The 20,322-nt window shown below is 34.3% G+C and carries 5 protein-coding genes; all 5 read right to left on the bottom strand.

Translation table 11 applies throughout. From position 1 onward, the window contains the following. Positions 1-22: 22 nt before the first annotated feature. From asnB to KAOT1_RS10800, 5 genes are read right to left on the bottom strand one after another with little or no spacing between them, the layout of a single operon-like run. Positions 23-1,900: an asparagine synthase (glutamine-hydrolyzing) gene (asnB, locus tag KAOT1_RS10780; protein WP_007094836.1), complete on the bottom strand. Its 1,878-nt coding sequence runs from the start codon at positions 1,898-1,900 to the stop codon at positions 23-25. Positions 1,901-1,958: 58 nt separating this feature from the next. Continuing rightward, a complete protein-coding gene (locus KAOT1_RS10785; RefSeq protein WP_007094837.1) occupies positions 1,959-3,518 on the bottom strand; it encodes an NAD(P)-binding domain-containing protein in 1,560 nt (519 codons plus the stop codon). 57 nt (positions 3,519-3,575) lie between these two features. Continuing rightward, complete coding sequence (locus KAOT1_RS10790) at positions 3,576-5,645, bottom strand: SGNH/GDSL hydrolase family protein (protein ID WP_007094838.1); 2,070 nt, start codon at positions 5,643-5,645, stop codon at positions 3,576-3,578. A 21-nt stretch (positions 5,646-5,666) separates the two neighbouring features. Beyond that, complete coding sequence (locus KAOT1_RS10795; RefSeq protein ID WP_007094839.1) at positions 5,667-7,418, bottom strand: carbamoyltransferase family protein; 1,752 nt, start codon at positions 7,416-7,418, stop codon at positions 5,667-5,669. 44 nt (positions 7,419-7,462) lie between these two features. Then, complete coding sequence (locus KAOT1_RS10800; protein WP_157560102.1) at positions 7,463-20,203, bottom strand: non-ribosomal peptide synthetase; 12,741 nt, start codon at positions 20,201-20,203, stop codon at positions 7,463-7,465. Positions 20,204-20,322: the final 119 nt, after the last annotated feature.

A 20,322-nucleotide genomic window follows, 5' to 3' on the forward strand; every position in this document is an offset into this window, starting at 1 on the left:
TATTTTTTTAAGAGAATTAAATTTATGAAGCATTTGGCACATCAAAAACATCGATAAACATATTGAATGTAAGCACAATAATTAGTAAATCTAAGTCGTATGGCGGATTTAGAATAAACCCATCTCTACTGTACATTTTTTTGAGACGTTCTACCGTATCTGGATTAAAGTAACCTTGCCTTTTGATTCGGTCATAAGACAGTAATTCATTTACCCACTCACTATTGGTTTTTAATAAATGTGGACTTCCTGGCGCTACAAATCCAAATTTCTCACGATTGATAATTTCTGAAGGAACATACTTTTGAGCCACTTTTTTAAGTATGTATTTCTCTTGCATATCTTTCACCATTAATGATGGTGGTATTGTTTTAGCAAAGTTAATGAGGTCTACATCTAAAAATGGATAACGACCTTCCACATTGTTTGCCAAAGTCATACGATCTCCATGATCTGCTATGAGATGTCCACCTAAACGTAATTTAAAATCTACGTAAGAACGTTGGTGAAAGTGATGTCTATCCTTTATACGTGAATGATCTATTGCTGGTTCACGCAAACAATCAAAGTCCTTATATGAATTGTTTAAAAGTGATGAGTATAAAGCTTGTTTGGTTTCTCTAAATTCATTTTCATTTTTTTCATAAATGAAATCAGGATTTCCCCAAAGTTTTTTTCGAACCTCATCTTCTCTTAGGTGTTCTAAATCTTTGTAGCCAATGTTTCCTTCACGTCTACCATCAAATTTATAGCCTGCATATCCACCAAATAATTCGTCTGCACCTTCACCCGAAAGCACTACTTTTATTTTTTCGCTTTTTGCTCTTTCTGATAAAGCGATTGAACAGATATTATAGGTTTCTTTTAAAGGAGATTCCGAATAGTAAATAACATTTCGAAGTTTATTTTCAAAATCGTCCCAGCGAAATGGTACTTCGTTGTGTTTTGATTTTACTTTTTCGCTTAGCAAACGCTGAAAACGTTGTTCGTTAATATCTTTGTTTTCTGTATTTGGAAAACATATTGAAAACGAATTGAATTCTTTTGTTTTGTCTAAATGACGCATCATTCCGCCAATCATAGACGAGTCGAGTCCACCACTCAAATAAAACCCAACAGGAACATCAGCATTTAAACGATAGTTTACAGATTTTAAGAGTAAATCATTTAGATTTTCTATATAATATTCTTCAGATTTTTGACCGTAATCGTAGTCTTTCGTCGGATAATCAAGATTCCAATATTCTTTGGTTTCTAGCTTATTGTTTTTCAGAATAGCATAGTGTCCAGGCTCTAAACTTTTTACATCATCAAAAAATGTTATTGGCGCAATATTTGCCGGAAACGTAAAGATTTGATCTAATCCTTTGTGGTCTATTCTTCTTGTAACATCTGGATGCTCTAAGACTGATTTTATTTCTGAACCATACACCAAAGCATCTTCTAATTTTGCATAGAATAATGGACAAATTCCGAAGTGATCTCTTGCCATTAACAAAATTTCATTTCGTTTATCATATAAACAAAAGGCAAATTGGCCGTTAATCATGTTCAGGAAATCTGTTCCGTATTCCATGTAAAGGTATACGATGACTTCAATATCACAATTTGTTTTAAAGGAGTATCCTTTTGCCTCCATTTTTTGACGTAATTCCCTGTAATTAAAGATTTCGCCATTACAAGTCAAAACGATAGATTTATCTGGGCTAAAGAACGGTTGCATTCCATGACTCAAGTCAATAATACTGAGTCGTACAAAACCAAGACCAACATGACCATCAACGTAGCAGGCTGAATCATCAGGTCCGCGATGTTGAATTTTATTGGTCATTTGAACTATAATTTTTTCGTTAGCAATACGTTCTCTATCGAAATTATAAATTCCACTTATTCCACACATATTTTATTGATTGGTATATTTTAAATTGTTGTTCGTTGTTATATTTGACGGATTTTTTTTATTCCGAAATTTTATTAAGATCATTGACTGATTTTATGAACTTTTTTAATGGTTTAATGTGAATTGGTTCTCTCCATATAGCTTCTAAGTCTTCGATAATGTGAAATTCGTTTACCATTTTATTATTTGCGTAGTGACGTACGATTGGATGAATAAAAACACTGTCTTTTGCATTTTCATAATCATCTCTGTGTATACGCGTATTTGATAAATGATCACTTACCTCTTTCTTTTCACCAAATTCCATTGTAATGATAAAGTACTCACTATCTTCTCCCATCATTTTTTCATTGATAAAATCTACAGGAAGACTTTCGTAATAGGTTACTTTGTCATAATTAATAACTGCTAAATCACCAAAATATCCATATTGATTCCATAAAGAAGAATTACTATTAATGCGATCAATAATTTTATCACATAATGTATCTGTATCCCACGCTAGTTCTACTGAAGGCAATTTAATTTGATGGTTTTTATTTGCTAAATTTCTAGCTAAGAATGAAGCATTGTATCTAAATCCATGTATAAAACCTGATGCTTGTTTTTTATAGTCGCGCATGTGTGTTAGCGTTCCTGCAAAGTATAAATCTTTAACATTTACAGATTCATATTCTGGAGTTTGATTTGGAAAACGACCTTTTATGACTACTTCAGGTTTACATTCGTCTTCAAAAATTGAATTATCGAATTTGAAACCAGTACATAGAAGGATGTGATCGTAGATTAATTCTTCTTCTTCTCCTGCGAGATTGTTATACGTAACCTTAACTCTGAATTGATTATCTTCTTCTTTTATACTATTGATGTCAGCATCTAAAATTGCATTTTGAGACTTCAAGTGATACGTATCTAAAAAGTTATTGTTTACAGCTCTTACGTCTCCTACATAGTGCGTATTCCATGCCATTTTAATGGTTTGAGAACTACATATATGTGTTATCGCAGTAGTATCTACCAAATCTTCAGCAATTTCAAAAGCAGAGTTTCCTTTCCCTACGATCAAAACGCGTTTGTTTTGATAAATTTCTTTGTCTAGTTTCATATCCATGTAGTGTACACCATGTTCTATTCCTGAAATGTTAGGAATGTAAGGTGCAACCCAACCCGTTGCAACTATCAAATAGTTACAAACGTATGTCTCTCCATTTGATGCGCTAAGTACAAACTTTTCGTCTTTGCCAATTTTGGTAACTTCAACATTATAATTGATTGGCAACTCGTATGCATTTGCAAAATCATTTAGGTAATTTACAAGTGTATCTGCTTTAGGAAAGTACTTTGTGCTGTATTCTTTGAATTGCAATTCATCTTTGTCGCATAGTAATGAATTCCAATCAAATCTTAGATTGAAGTCTTTATCGTCAAATCCTGTAAATACTTTGTTAATAGAAATTAGCGATCGATGTCTTGGATTATCTCTAAAAAAAGATCCTGAAATTTTATCTTTTTCAAGAATTAAAAAATCTAAATTATTCTTCTGAAAGAAGTATCCTAATTGCAATCCAGCAGGGCCAGCACCTATTATTATATAGTCTTTATGTGATGTTTTGTCCATATTTTATTGTTATTTGATTAATTAAAATAGGAGGATTGTATTAGGAAGATTTATTTTTTACATTCCTGAAACTGTCATGTTGCAAATTTCTCCGAATACACGGAAAGCCGCATCAAGTATTGCTGTAGAAGAATTATTATCTTGGTCTTCTTTGGTTGTAGCAACTAATGGCCATTTTATTTTACATACATTCATTCCATTTTGAAGTGCTTCCGACGGAACCTTTATAGTGTAAGTTTGCCATTTGCTGTTTACGCCTATTTTGGTTACTTCTGTATCATTTACACAAACCGTTACTTGCTCATCATTTTCATTGATGATTCTTGGAATTCGTAACGAAATACACAATTCCGCATTACTTTTTGCGTCTGTTACAAAGAAAAAGTCAGAGCTTGTATCTCTTGCTTGCAAGAACGCCGTTTTTTGTCCTTGATATTCATCGTAAGATGTTGCATGATAATAATTCTGCAATAAATTGATACGTCTGTTTTTGATGTTATGCTCGTCCAAACGAATTTTTAATAGATAATTTGTAATATCTACACCATTCGATTTTAAAACAGTTGTCATTGCATCTACCAATTCAAGTTCCATATTTTTCATGTTTCTTGCTGGTACTAAAGCGTGTACATAGCGATCTAACTTGGTATTATCTTCAAGAATTTTTTCTAAAGATTTACATACATTATTCGCCGCTCCTCTACTAATCATATCACAGTAATACACCATTGTTTTTGCAATGTCTTTCCATTTTGATAATGATTCAGAACAGTGGTGTAAAAGAATATCATAGGATTGTCCCCAGTGTGCGTTGTGTATAGCTGCAAATAAATGTCCTAATGCAAGTACTTCATTTGAAGGTACAATAGTAGTGACGTCTTTGTGTAGACTTCTTGTATCATTGAATTGCTCAAGTACAACTTTGTACACTGCATTCATGGCTACTTGAATTCCTGTAACACTAAAATGGCAATAATCTAAGAAAAGGTCTCTCCCTGGCACTTTCCCTTCTAGGTGTGCTTTAAAAATTGCAGGCAAGTCTATTACCTCAATTCCATGATTTCCAGCTTTTGCTAGAATAGTTTCTTGTACTATTTTAAACGTTCTTGGCTTACTGTTTGTTCTACAGAAAAGAGCAGTATCTCTTGCCATTTCTAAATAATACCTAGCTTCTTTGTATGCTTCTTTTTTAATGCTACAATCTGCTAATAGTTCAAATCCATAAGGATGACTTGGATCTATTTCGACCATTTTTTTAGCTTCAGAAATACAAATATCAATGTCTCCAGAAGCCAGATGATTCTCAGCACTTTCTTTAGCTTCAATCCATGTTTTTAGTTTTTCATATGGCAATTCTGAAACAACACGTTCTCCAGGAGTACTTCTACAATCCAAAAGGTTGAATTCTGGAATTGCAAATGCAACAGGAACATTTTTTTCTTTTGAAATATCTCCTACGTATGCTAAAAAGTCATCTACTATTGAGCTGAAATATGTTTCAATTAATGGTTTTGCAACAGCAATTCCTTCTTCACCTTGAATACGTTCTTGTAAAGCTTCTTGCTTATCTTGACTTTCACCAATTTCGATAAGCAAATCTTCTCGCCAGTTATTTCCAGCCAAAAAGATAACCATATCTGGTTCTAAATCCATACACTGTGTGTAACGCTCTTTGATTCCAGCCATACCTAAGTTGGTTTCTGCTAAATCAACAAGTTCGTACCCAAATTTGTCTTTGTTTGAATTTAGTAATTGATCCAATACAATAGCAGGAGTATATTCTGGATCTAATAAAAACCCTCTGGTAACTGATTCTCCTAATAAGACGATACGTTTTTTGTCAGATTTTGGTGGAATGCTTTGTACATCGGCAAAATAACTCCATCTGTCTTTTAATAAAATATCTCTGTGATAGTATTTTTTTCCATCTTTTACTTCTGGCTTGTAGATACCTACATGTGATTTAAAAGGATCATCCGAAGTCGTAGTTGCTTCCTCTTTTTGCTGCTTTGTATATCCAAGCTTTTCCATTAAATCAAAAGCTTTTTGTTTATTTTCTTCTGTAATAGGTAGCAGTGTTGCTAAATCTGTTGCTGCTGCTTTATGTAATTCTGAAGGTCTTGACATGATTTTTTTCTTTTTTTAGGATTAAATAAACGTGTATACATTAGGATTTAACTCAAAACGTCCTCTTTCAGTGAAGTTGTTGTTTATCATTTCTAGCATGGTAATTTCATTTCCTTCTTTGTCAATAATGAAATCTTCTAAGACTAGACAATCAATATCTGTTGTGATGAAACATACCAAAGCATCTTCTGGTGTGCAGACAATTGGTTCGTCTTTAATATTGAATGAAGTGTTCAGTAGAATTGGACAATTTGTTAATTTATCAAACTCACGAAGTAATTTTTGAAATCTTGGATTGTGATCGTTTACCGATTGAATTCGCGCAGAGTTATCAACGTGTGTAATTGCTGGCATGTCTATTGGCGATTTTACCTGACATGTTTCTAACATAAACGGAGATGGATGATCGATATCAAAATGTTCATACATTTTTTCTTCCAATACCGCTGGCGCAAACGGTCTGAATCCTTCTCTTTTCTTTACCATAGCATTGATACGATCTCTCATGTCTAGCACACGTGGATCTGCTAAGATAGAGCGTGCACCTAATGATCTTGGTCCAAACTCCATACGGCCATTGTACCAACCAATTACTTTTCCTTCGGCGAGCTTTTTTGCTACTTTTTCAAGAGCGTTTCCTTCAGTTCTACAATCATCATATTCTAATGAAGTAGCGTTTAACAGGTTTTCAATTTCTTTTTCTGTTGCTTTTGGTCCTAAGTACACATTGTGCATAGGTTCAATTTTGTCTTCAGGGTATAGTTCTGCATATGCTAATGCGGCTGCTCCTAATGCACAACCTGAATCATTAGCTGCTGGCTGAACGTACATTTTTTTGAATGGAGAGTTTTGTAATATTTTACCATTTGCTACACAGTTTAGTGCAACTCCACCTGCCATACATAAATTGTCTTCTCCTGTTTTTGCATGCAAGTAGTTTGCAATTTTTATCATAGTTTCTTCTAAGAAACGTTGTAAACTTTTTGCAATATCCATGTGCACTTGCAACATTTCTGAGTCTTTTTCTCTTACAGGAACTCCAAATAGTTTTGGCAATTCGTCTGAATACATCCGTTTACCACGTAAAAAATCAAAATATTTTAAGTTTAGACTGTATTGTCCGTTTTCTTCTAGGTGAAGTAACTCGCGCATTTGCTCAAGATATATGTCTTTTCCGTACGGAGCCAATCCCATTACTTTGTATTCTCCACTATTTACTTTAAAACCTAAATAGCTTGTTATTGTACTGTATAATAATCCTAATGAGTCAGGAAATGAAACTTCTTCAAAGATGTCTACCTTGTTGTTTTTTCCAGTTCCATAGGTTGTTGTAGCCCATTCTCCAACACCATCTACAGTTAAAATTGCCGCAGAGTCAAATCCTGAAAAGTAAAAGCTACTTGCTGCATGCGATTGATGGTGTTCGTAAATTTTAATAGGTCCGTCGTATCCCAATTCTTTACGAATTTGTTGTGTTACGTGTTTAGGATCCATTTCGTAGATAGAATCTGCCGAAATTTGCTGACTTCCACTCCACAACTGACGTTCTGATTTTTTTACAGGGTCTTCGTAGTAAGCAATACAATCTATATCCGCAATACTTATTCCTGCTTCATTTAAGCAATACATAAATGCATTTACAGGTAAGTCTGGATCATTTTTCTTTCTTGAAAATCGTTCTTCTTGTACTGCAGCTACTAATTTTCCATTTTGAATAATGCAACAAGCAGAATCGTGGTAAAAAGCAGATATGCCAATAATATTTCTATTCATTAGTTCGTGTTTTTAAATCTTGGTTAATTATAAATTTGAATTGGTTAGAAATCTTTACTGATGTCAGAACCAAACAAATCGGAAGCTAATTGTTCTTGTTGACGTTCTGTATCAGTTAAAAAATCAAAATCTATGATGGATTGTGTAGCATCTGTACTTACAAGCGCAATTAAAGTTTTCATGTGCTCAATAAGTTGTACTATACGTTCTTTTTTAAATAAATCAGTATTATATTCTAGAGTTCCTCCAATGGTATGACCTAAATCAGCAAATTGAAATCTTAGATCACTTTTGCTAATCTCCATTGGTTCTTTTATAGGTTCAACGGTAACTCCGTTCATTTCCAAATCTGATTCTCGGTGAATGTCTACGTTTTGTAAAATCATCACTACATCAAATAAAGGTGATCTGCTAAGGTCTTTTTTCAACTTTAAGTTTTCAATAAGCATATCAAACGGATATTCTTGATGCTCAAAAGCCTCTAATGCCGTTTGCTTTATTTCTGAAAGGAAATCGACATATTTTGTTGCTGGATCAAATTTACTTCGCAATGCCAAAGTATTTAGGTAATACCCTATTTGTCCTTCCAAATCTGGATGTTCTCTACCTGCTATTGGTGTTCCTATAATGATATCTTCTTGTCCTGAGTAGTGATAAAGAATCGTTTTTACTATAGACAATAATCCCATAAAGAGCGTTGCATTTTGCTCTTGCAATAGCTTTTTGAATGCTGTTGCCGTTTCTTCTGAAAATTCAAAATTTAATTCTGAACCATTGAAAGTTTGCAATGCTGGACGAGGAAAGTCAGTAGGAATTAATAACACAGGAATTTCCCCTTCAAATTTTTTCATCCAAAATTCATGATGACTTTCTGTTCCTATATTGGCCAATTCTTGTTCTTTCCAAGCTACGTAGTCTTTGTATTGTATTGCTAGCGGCGTTAAGTTTGGTGTTTCGTAAGCCAAAAATGCATTGTAAATCGTTAAGATTTCTTTTACAAATATTTGCAATGACCATTCGTCAGAAATGATGTGATGCGTAGCGAATAATAGCATGTGCTTTTCTGGCGCTAATTTGAGTAGTTTTACTTTCATTAACGGTCCATTTTGAAGATCGAAAGGATAAAATGCTAATTTTTGTACTTCTGCATCAATGACTTCTTTGCTCTCTTTTACGGCTTGAAGATCGGCAATTTCCAATACAAAAGATTGTTCTTCCATTGATTGAATTTTTTGCCTTGGTTCTCCATCTTTTAAGATGAATATTGTACGTAAACTTTCGTGACGCTCAATAACATGCATTAGTGCTTTTTGAAGTAGTTCTGTTTGCAATGCACCTTCCATATGGTAGCGCATGAAAATATTATAGGTATTTTCTCCTTTTTGCTGTTGCGTTTCCTGAACCCACAATCTACGTTGTGCATGGGAAAGTGCGTAATCGTCCTGTTCCGCTACTTTTTCTATGGCGCTGTAACTTTCTGCTGTTGCCTCTGCTATTAATGCTGATTGTGCTTTGAGTGTTGCATGATTGAAGATTTCTCCAATGCTTAGTTGTACTTCGTGTTGTTTGTAAACGCGGGAGATTAATTGAATTGCTTTTAATGAAGAACCTCCCAAATCAAAGAACGAATCGTTTCTACCAATACTTGTTTGTGGAATACTTAGTAATGCTGCCCAAATTGCGCTTAATGATTCTTCTACCGCTCCTTTTGGCGCTTCGTAGTTGCTTCCTTTGAGTAATTCTGATGGCTTTGGTAAAGCGCGCTTGTCTACTTTTCCGTTGAGCGTTAATGGAAATTCTTCTAGATACATGAAGTAATCCGGAATGCTGTTTCTGTCTAACGTTTTTCCTAAAGTCTCACGTAATTCACTTTTGTCGTATTCCGTTCCGCTGTAATAGCAAAGTAAGGAATCTACCGTGTTGTCATTATGAACAATCAGTTCTACTTGACCAATGTTTTCTAGATTGAGTAGCGCACTGCGAATACCGTCTAACTCTACTCGAACTCCATGAAGTTTGATTTGATCGTCTATTCTTCCTAGAATTTCTAGATTTCCTTCCGCATCGTAACGTCCAATGTCGCCTGTTTTGCAAACTAGGTCTTCTCTGTCAGTTACTAATGGGTTTTGAACGAATAGATTTTTGGTCAGTTCAGCATCTAAATAGCCTTTAGTTGTGTATGGACTTTTGATGTAGACTTCTCCGATTTCTCCCCACAAGCTCAATCCGCTATCGTTGATAACCGCAATCATGCTATTGTCTATGGCTTTTCCTACTGGCAACACTGTTCCTGATTCTAAGTCCGTTTCTGGAATGTGGTAACAACTTTTTAAAACTGTGGTTTCCGTAAGTCCGTACAGGTTGCTCATTCTTGCGGAGTGTCCTTCAATGGATCGCCATAAGGCTATATCACGACCATATAATTTTTCTCCTGCCAAAACAACTTCTTCTATGTCAGTTAGTGCAATGTTTTGTTCTTTTAAATTGTTGGTTAGCAATCTAAAAAGTGATGGAACTGTTTGTAAAACTGTTACTTTTTCTTCTGCTAGCCAGCTTCCAAGTAATACCATGTTTTGCTTGGTCTTTTCACTTGGAATACATAAACAACTTCCTGAAGTCAGACTCGTAAGAATGTCTTTTAAACTTGCATCAAACGTGACAGAAGCTATTTGACTCACACGTGTTTCTGTGGTAAAGTTGAACGTATTTCTGTGCCAATTTACATACTGTGCAATACTTTCTTGATTTCCGACAATTGCTTTGGATTTTCCTGTGGTTCCTGAACTGTAGAAAATGTAACTACTGTTGTCTACAGCGTATTCGATTGAAAGATTTTCTTTGCTGTAATTACTTAGCGAATATTCTTTTAGTGTTCCACCTTCAGAAAATAATACAATGTTTTCAAGTTTCGTGTCTGAAACATCGATTGTAGCTTTTAGAATTTCGTACGCTTTTTCAGTTACAATCAATGTCGTCATGTCTGTTTCTGAGAATACTTGTTCAAGTCTACTTTTCGAAAATTCAGAAGCTATAGGAATATATGTTGCTCCAGTTTTGAAACATGCTAGTAAACTTCCTACAAGCTCTTTGCCGCTAGGTAACAATACACCAATTGCGCTTTTTGGTTGTGTGTTTAGTTCAAGTAATAAGTGACCAATTTGATTACTAAACTCATTGATTTCTTTGTATGTGTATGCTTTTCCTTCAAGCTGAACTGCTTTTTTTGTTGGATTGGCAGCCACAATTGCTTCTACAGTTTTGTGAATGTATTTTGGAGCTTCTTTTTGTATTACTTTTTCAAACCATTGGTTTTTTTCAGCTTCAACGTCATCCAAGTATTGCATTTCTTTCAGTGGTACATTTGGCGTTTCTACAATGATGGCAAGTAAATTTTCCATATGCATAACCATACGAGAAATTCGATCTTCATCATATAACTCTGTACTGTATTCTATAGTTCCGTCAATAGTTTCGCCTTGATCCATGAATTGGAATCGTAAGTCACCCTTACTGATTTCTAAGTCTTCTCCTTCCGCAGACACTTCTAAATCTTCCATTTCTACTCCTTCCAAAAGGTTTAGTTGCACGTTTTGTAATATGACTACAACGTCAAATAATGCACTTCTATTTTTTGGCTGATAGATCCCTAAGTCTTCAATGAGCATATCTAACGGATATACTTGATGATTGAAACCATCTAGACTAACTTTTTTGACTTCGTTTAGTAATGCCGCAAAACCTTCATCACCAGAGAATCGTGATCGCAATGCAAGCGTATTAAGGTATAATCCTATTTGATCTTCTAAATCAGGATGTTGTCTTCCTGCAACTGGCGTTCCAATAACTATGTCTTGTTGTCCTGTATATTGATATAGTAAAGTTTTTACTAAAGATAGTACGCCCATAAATAAAGTTGCACCTTCTTCTTTTACTAATGCTTTAAGTTGTAAACTTAATTCTTTATCAAGTTTAAAATAGTATTGCGCACCTGCATGATTCATAATTTCAGGTCGTCTTCTATCGGAAGCAAGTTCTAAGGTTGGAATGTCTCCTTGAAATTGTGTATTCCAATATGTTTTGTGCGCTGTAAGTTTTTCTCCGCTTAGTTCTGCAAGTTGCCAAGCTGTAAAGTCCTTGTATTGAATTGGTAATGGATCTAAAGGATGCATCGTTCCTTTTACTGCAGCATTGTATAGTAATACTAAGTCTCTTACCATTACTTGCATTGACCATTCATCTGAAATAATGTGATGCATTGCAAATAATAATTCGTGTGTATTTTCTTGATGTTTTAAGATTTCAATATTGAATAATGGTGCTGTGTTTAGGCTGAATGCTTTACGCGATAGTTCAGATTTGTAGTTTTGTTTTGTTGCTTCATTTTCACCCGAAACATCTAAGTACTTGATTGTAAAATCAATAACTGAAGCATCTATGATTCGTTGTCTTGGTTCTCCATCGATCAACTCAAATACTGTACGCAAGCTTTCATGGCGTGTTACGAGTTGTTGAAAAGCAAATTCGAAAGCTTCTTTATTGAACAATCCGACAAGATGATAGCTTGTAAAAACATTATGCGTTATTGTATCTTTTGCTTGTTCTACTTGAAGCCAAGTTCGCTGTTGCGTTGCTGACAGTGGATAGTTTTCTTGTGTTTCAACTTTCGGAATAGAAATATAACTACTTGTATCTGAATTCGTAATTAATAACGCTTGTTCCGCCAATGTTGGACTGTTGAAAATGTCTCCAATATTGAGTTGAACTTGATGAGTTTTGTAAATTTTTGTTATTAATTGAATTGCCTTTAGCGAATGTCCTCCAGATTCAAAGAAATTATCTTCCACACCAATACGTTCTTTGTTAAGTATTTCGCTCCAAATTGTTACCAAACTTTCTTCAGTAACGTTTCTTGGTGCTACATAGGTTGTGTCTAATTTTATTTCTGGTTCTGGAAGTTTCTTTTTATCGATTTTACCACTTGAGTTCAGCACAAAATCATCTAATTGAATGATGTATGGCGGAATCATATAATCTGGTAATGTTTTTCGTAAGTATACTTGAAGGTCTACTGCGTTTATTTTTTCAGTAGCTGTATAATAGGCTACTAAAGCAGTATCATCTTCAGTTGTATATGTTGTTACTAAAGTTTCAATTACGGTTGGATACGATTTGACTACTTTATCAATCTCGTTAAGTTCTATACGATATCCTCTAATTTTTACTTGATTGTCAATACGTCCTAGAAAATCAATGTTTCCATCTGGCAAGCGGATTCCTTTGTCTCCAGATCGGTACAATTTTCCTTCCCCAAACGGATTTTTTACAAATTTTTCATTGGAGAGTTCTCTCATGTTCAAGTATCCCTTGGCTATCCCGCCACCAGCAATACAAATTTCTCCAGGAATTCCTTCTCCTACTAAATTTAAATGTTCGTCAACGATGTAAATTTGAACGTTTCCTATCGCTTTTCCAATAGGCAATCGGACTCGTTTTGTATCTTTTTCAGAAACATTATAAGTTGTAGACCAAATAGAACATTCTGTTGGACCATAACCATTGTAAGTATTTGTGTAAGCACTACTTTTTATTGCTTGATTTTTGTTTACAACATCTCCAACAGAAATTGCAATTCGTAAAAACTCAAGTTCTGCTACGGAAACAGCAGAAAAGTAAGCGGCTGGTAATACTGCAAATGTTACAGCTTTTTCCTTCATGTACTTAATTAACTGTACAGGATCTTTTATGACGTTATCTTTTGCAACTAATAAACGACCTCCGTTTGCCAAAGCAACAAAGTATTCAAATACAGAACCATCAAAAGCCATTGAAGAAAACTGAATAATACAATCGTCTTGTGTTACTTTAAATTCTTTTCGCTGATTATGAATAACATGTACTCCATTGCAATGTTGCAACATAACTCCTTTTGGTTTTCCTGTAGATCCTGATGTATAATAAATATACGCCAAGTCGGATGCTAGATTAACTTTTGAAGGATTTTCATCTGAGGTTGTAAGCATGTCAAATTCAATGTCGATCGCAAAGATATTTCCTGTAAAATCACCAATACTAAACATGTTTAATGATTCTGTGATAAGTATTTTAGCTTTTGAATCAGAAAGCATAAAATTGTTGCGCTCTGTAGAATTGCTTGAATCTATTGGCAAGTACACACCACCAGCTTTTAGTATTGCTAAGAAACTAACAATAAGCCATTCGTTTCTTTCTAGCATTAACGCTACCGTTTCTCCTTGCCCAACATTGTATTCATTTCGTAAGTGATGCGCTAATTTGTTAGCACGTGTATTAAGTTCTTTATATGTAAGCGTTTTATTTCCAAATTCTACCGCAATATTTTCAGGTGTTGCTGCAGCTTGATGCTCAAATATATCAACTAATGTTTCATTTTGATCGTAAGTAAGTTCTTTTTGATTGAGTTCTGAAAGCAACCAATGTTTTTCTTGTGGTGCTAGGTAATTGAGCTCACGTATTGTTGCCGATGGTTTTTCGATTATCGAATTTATTAGCGCTGTTAAATGCCCTAATAAGTTCTCCATACGATGTTTGCTGTATATATCAGTGTTGTATTCTAGTGTTAACGAAATGTTTGATTCGTTTTCGATAAAGTAAAAACGCAGGTCTATTTTACTTATTGGAACATCTAATTGATTGTCTGTGATTGACAAACCTTCTAATGCTGGTATTTCATTTTTGTCTAATAGATTTTCTAATACAACAACCACGTCAAATAATGGCGAACGACTCATGTCACGTTCAAGTTGTAATTCATTTACTAATAGATCAAAAGGATATACTTGATGTGTAAATGCATTTAAAACATTTTCTTTTACTTTTACTGAGAGTGAATTAAATGTTTCGTCTTCATTAATTTTAGTTCTTAATACTAATGTATTGATAAAAAATCCTATTTGGTTTCTTAAATCTGGATGTTCTCTCCCTGCTGATGGCGAACCTATGATGATGTCGTTTTGACCTGTGTAACGATGTAATAATGATTTTACAAGTGTTACCAATCCCATATAAAGCGTAATTTCTTTTGCTTCTAAGCAAGCTCTAAATGCTTTGCTTGTTGCATCACTTAAGCTCAAGTGTACTTGATCTCCATGGAAGGTCTGTACTGGTGGTCTTGGATAATCTGCTGGCAAGTCTAATACTTGTACTTCTTCTTCAAACTGCCCTAACCAATATGCTCTGTGTACTGCTAAACGTTCACTTTGCAGTTCTTTTTCTTGCCAAGCTGCATAATCTTTGTATTGTATTGGCAGTATTGGTAATTCAGGTGATTTATTTTGTAAAAATGCTTTGTAACTTTCTATGATTTCCTTTATGAAAACATGTACTGATCTTTCGTCAAAGATAATATGGTGTACACATAAGTAAAATAAATATTCATTCCCAGCAACTTTAATGATATGTGCTTTTATTAAAGGAGCGGTTTCTAAATCGAAAGGAATTAAAGATAATTCTAATGCTTTATTTTGGGCATATTCTTTAGGGTTTGAAGTGTTACTTACATCTTCTTGAGTAATACTAAATGAGTATTCGCTGGATGTTAGTATTTTTTGATATGCTTCTCCTTCTTTTTGTATGAATAATGTACGTAAACTTTCATGCCTTTCAATTACATGTAAAAATGCATCATTTAATAATTTGATATTTACATCACCTTCAAGCCAATATGTTACTGGTATATTGTGTACTGCTTCAACTTCGTCTTCAAATTGTTCTAATAACCACAACCTACGTTGAGCATAGGAAAGTTTGTAAAGTGATTGTGCTTCAACTTTTTCAATTGTTTGATAGCTAGTTTTATTAGAAACCTTCAGTAAGTTTACTTGTTCCTCAAAAACTGGATGCATAAAGATATCTTCCAGCTCTAACTTAATTTCTAATTTTTTGAATAACTGAGATATTAATTGAATTGCCCGTAATGAATGTCCTCCAATAGAGAAGAAATTATCTTTATCTGAAATTTCTTGAATTCCTAAAACATTTTGCCATACTTCTAGCAATCCTGCTTCTAGTTCATCATTTGGAACTACAAGTTCTTTTGCTTCAATTTCAATGTGCTTTGGCAATGCTTTTTTGTCAATTTTCCCACTGCTGTTTTTAGGTAATTCTGGCAAATATATGATGTGTGATGGCACCATGTATTCAGGCAAAAAGTTTTTTAAGTATTCTTCTAAGTCTAAAAGAGCAATTTTTTCTGCTCCTTCGTAGTAAGCAGCTAAGGTTTTATTGTGTCCTTCGCCAAGTGCGATAGCGGCAGCGTTAGTAATTTCAGGATGATTATTTAATATACTTTCTATTTCTCCAAGTTCTATTCGGTAACCTCTTATTTTTACTTGCGTGTCTATACGCCCTAAGAAGTCAATGTTTCCATCAGAATACCACGAAGCTAAATCGCCAGTTTTATACATAGTTCCTTCACCAAAAGGATTTTTTATAAAGCTTCTTTTTGTTAATTCTGTTTTGTTAAGATATCCTTTTGTAACACCAACACCTGCAATGTATATTTCACCAGGCACTCCAATAGGCTGTGGTTGAAGGGATTCGTTTAAAATATAAATTTGAAGGTTTCCTATAGGTTTTCCTATTGGCAATCGTTGGTATTTATTGTCTGAAGCAGCAACTTCATGCATTGTCGCCCAAACAGCAGATTCTGTAGGACCATAACAGTTCATGTAGGTTAGTTGCTCGCTATAATCGATAGCTAATTGCTTGTTTGCAACATCTCCAGCAGTAATAATCAATCGTAAGAAAGAAAGTTCTTTTACAGACATTGCTGCTAAGTATGCTGGCGGAAGAATAACGATTGATACGTTTTTTTCTTTTAAATAATTTGTAAGCGCAATGACATCTTTAAGAATTTTATTTCCTGCCAATACTAAGCTGGCGCCAGATGTGATGGCCATAAATATTTCTGCAATAGAAGCATCAAAAGAAGGTGAAGCAAATTGCAACACTTTATCTTTTGTTGTAGGCTCAAATATGATATGCTCATTTTTAACCATGTTGACACAGTTTTTGTGAGACACCAACACACCTTTCGGTTTCCCTGATGAACCAGATGTATAAATTACATACGCTGCATCTTCTGCTATATAGTTTGGTATTAGATTTTCTTCTTGCTCAACGAACACATCATAAATTTCATCAATACTAAAAGCATTTAATGCAAAACTTGACGAACGATTTATGATACTACTTTCAGTAATTAGAAGTGAGATATTAGCATCAGATACAATGTAATTTATTCGTTCTTTAGGACTAGAAGCATCTATTGGAATGTAAACTGCGCCAGCTTTCATTATTGAAAGCATTCCTATGATTAACCATTCATTTCTGTCAACCATGACACCAACGTGCATTCCTTTGGTAACCTTAAAATCCTCTTGCAATGATTTTGCGGTTGTGTTTACAATTGTGTTAAGTTCCTTGTACGTCCAAGAATTAGATGGAGTTTCAAGTGCAGTAGCGTTCGGACTTTTTTCAACTTGATTTTCGAACAACTGAACCAAACTGAGTGATTCATCATATTCAAAAGTTTTTTGATTAAAGTCATATAATACTTGTTGACGCTCTTTTGCTGTAATATAGTTGAGTTCGTTTATGCTTTGAGTTGGCACTTCTACTACAGCTTTCATTAATTCTTCTAAATGCAAACAGAATCGTTGTATTCTTTCTGCTTCAAAGAGATCTGTATTGTATTCAATATTTAAATTGATTTCGTTTTCACTTTCCCCGAAAATTAGACGTAAGTCAACTTTACTTTTATCATTAATTAGCAACTGATTTTCAATAGTCACACCATGCATTTCTGGTAACTTCTCTATATTTTGCTTGTTTTGAATTCCAACAACAATGTCAAATAAAGGTGATCTACTTAAATCTCTATCTAAGCCTAAATCTTTAACCAATAAATCAAACGGATAAATTTGATGATCGAATGCTTCAACAACAACTTGCTGAACTTTTCGCAAAGATGCTGCAAATGTATCTTCAGTGTCTAATTCAGTTCGCAATGGCAATGCATTGATATAAAAACCAATTTGATCTTCTAATTCTGCATGATCTCTACCTACGGCTGGTGTTCCTAAAATGATGTCTTTTTCACCTGTGTATTTGTAAACCAATACTTTGGTAAGCGCCAAGAGTCCTGCAAATAGTGTTGTTTTCTCTGCAGATATTATGTTTTTAAATTTTGCAACTAGCTGTGAATCAAAAGTGTATTTATACTGTGTACTGTCAAATGTTTTGATGGAAGGTCTTGCTTTATCCATTGGTAAATCGACCACAGGAATATCTCCTTCAAATTTTTGCAACCAATAATTTTTATGTTCATTCAAATGTCCACCAGCCAACTCTTGCAATTGCCAAGCTGCATAGTCTTTGTACTGAATTGAAAGTGGTGCTAAGTTTGCTACTGTTTGTCCTTGTAATGAATTGTATATACTTAAAAACTCTTTGATTATATTTTTTATTGACCATTCATCAGTGATAATATGGTGCATGCAAAGCATGAATAAGTATCTTCCATTTTTCACTTTACTCATATGAACGCGAATCAATTGATCGCTAGACAAGTTGAAAGGTGTGAATGCTACTTTTTCCGATAAGCTTATTGCTGCTGTTTCAGAGTTTTCTTCATTTGAAAAATCATGATAATCAACATTAAAATCTATTGTAGCTACCTCATGTACAAATTGATATGGAACTCCGTCAATTTCTTTGAAATTGGTTCTTAGAATTTCGTGACGTTTGATAAGTTGTGTAAAAGCTTCTGTTACGTGTTCAATGTTTACATTTCCATTGAGCCAATAACTCATTTGAATGTTGTACGCCGTAGAACCTAGACTTTCAAATTGCTCTAAAATCCATAATCGTTTTTGTGCGTGCGATAATTGATATGTATCACTAATTTCAACTCTATCGATTGTTTTATAATCTTGTACATTAAGTTGCGCAATGTATGCTGCCAAGTCAATAAGCTTTGGATATTCAAAAATATCTTTGAGTTGTACTTGTACATTTAATTCTTTGTAAATATTAAGTATCAACTGAATAGCTTTTAACGAATGTCCACCAATTTCAAAGAAATCATCTGTAATGCTAATGTCTTTTACATCCAGAATAGACTGCCATAATTTCGCCAGTACTTTTTCAGTAATAGTTTCTGGAAGCGTGAGTGTCCTTTCTTTGACTTCAACAGCTCTTTTCGCCAATTGTTTTCGACTAATTTTGCCATTGTGTGTTAATGGAAACTCTTCTATTTGCATAATATGCGCTGGCACCATATATGCTGGTAATTTGCTACGAAGTAATGCTTTTAAAACATCTACTTTAATCGTTTCTTTTCCTGTAACATATGCTAAAAGATCATCTCCTTTTACTACAACAACAGCCTGATTTACGGTCGAATCTGCTTGTAATAACGATTCTATTTCGCCTAATTCAATACGGTATCCTCTAAGTTTTACCTGACTGTCGCCTCTACCAAGGTATATCAATCTCCCATTAAAATCCCAATAACATAAATCGCCTGTATCATAGATAATTTCGTCATTATTAAAAGGATTTGCAATGAATTTTTGAGCAGTTAACTCATTATCTGTGTATCCTTTGGCAATTCCTGCGCCACCAATAAATAGCTTTCCTGCCACTCCATGCGGCAATAATTCTCCAAATTTATCAAATATATAAAGTGTGGTATTGTATAATGGTTTCCCTATAGAATGTAAGTCTGTAGTTTCTTGAATGTGCTGACAAGTTGACCAAATTGTAGTTTCTGTTGGTCCAAACATATTGTATAATTCACCAGACATTTTTAATAAACGTGCTCCTAATATAGTTGGCAAATATTCTCCTCCAGATATTTTCTTTAAGTCTGTTTTTGCTGTCCAGTTCGCTTCTAAAAGTAAATTCCAAACACTTGGTGTAGCCTGTACTATGGTAACTTCGCTTTCGTCGATTATTTCTGCAAGCAAACGCGGATTGGTCACTGTAGCACTTGAAGCAATTGTTACTGTACCACCGACACTTAATGTTGTGAAGAATTCTAGAACAGAAATATCAAATGTAAATGTAGTAATTGCTAATAAGTTATCGTTACTAGAAACATCAAGAATATTTACTACTGATTTTAGTAGATTCACCACTGAACCATGCTTTATTTGTACTCCTTTTGGTCTTCCTGTAGATCCTGATGTGTAAATTATATAAGCTGTATCTTCTCCATCTATTGAAACATCTAGTTTGTTTGTTGAATAACTCCTTAATTCTTCCTGCAATTCTTTGATGCTGATCTGCGCTACTGTTTGTGCTGTCTCTGTTGAATCACTAATGATTAAGGAAGCATTTCCATCGGAAAGCATATAAGCAACACGATCTTCTGGATAGTTCTTATCTATCGGTAAGTACGCCGCGCCAGCTTTTAAAATTCCTAGTATACTGATAAGCAAGTATTCACTACGATCTTGCATGATCGCTACAACACTTCCCTTTCTAATATTATGTTTTGCCTGTAAGTAGTGTGCCAATTGATTGGAGCGTGCATCCAATTCTTCATAGCTAAGCTCGTTGTCTTCGTATATAAGTGCAATTGCCTGTGCGCTAGTTGCTGCTTGCGACTCAAACAAGGAAACTAGCGTTGTCTCTATTGCCTGTGAAACTACTTCTCCTTGATAGTTGTTCAATAAGATTTCTCGTTCCGTACTTGCGATTAATGGGAGTTTGTCTAACGAAGTTATTTTATGGGTCAGCACACTTTCTAAGAGTGTGTTTAGATGAAGTCCTAAGTTCTGAATACGTTCTTCACTGTAAATATCTGTGTTGTATTCTATATGAACTGCAATTTCTCCAGATTCACTTTCCTTGAACCAAA

Origin of the sequence: Kordia algicida OT-1, assembly GCF_000154725.1 — a bacterium.
Taxonomy (GTDB): domain Bacteria; phylum Bacteroidota; class Bacteroidia; order Flavobacteriales; family Flavobacteriaceae; genus Kordia; species Kordia algicida.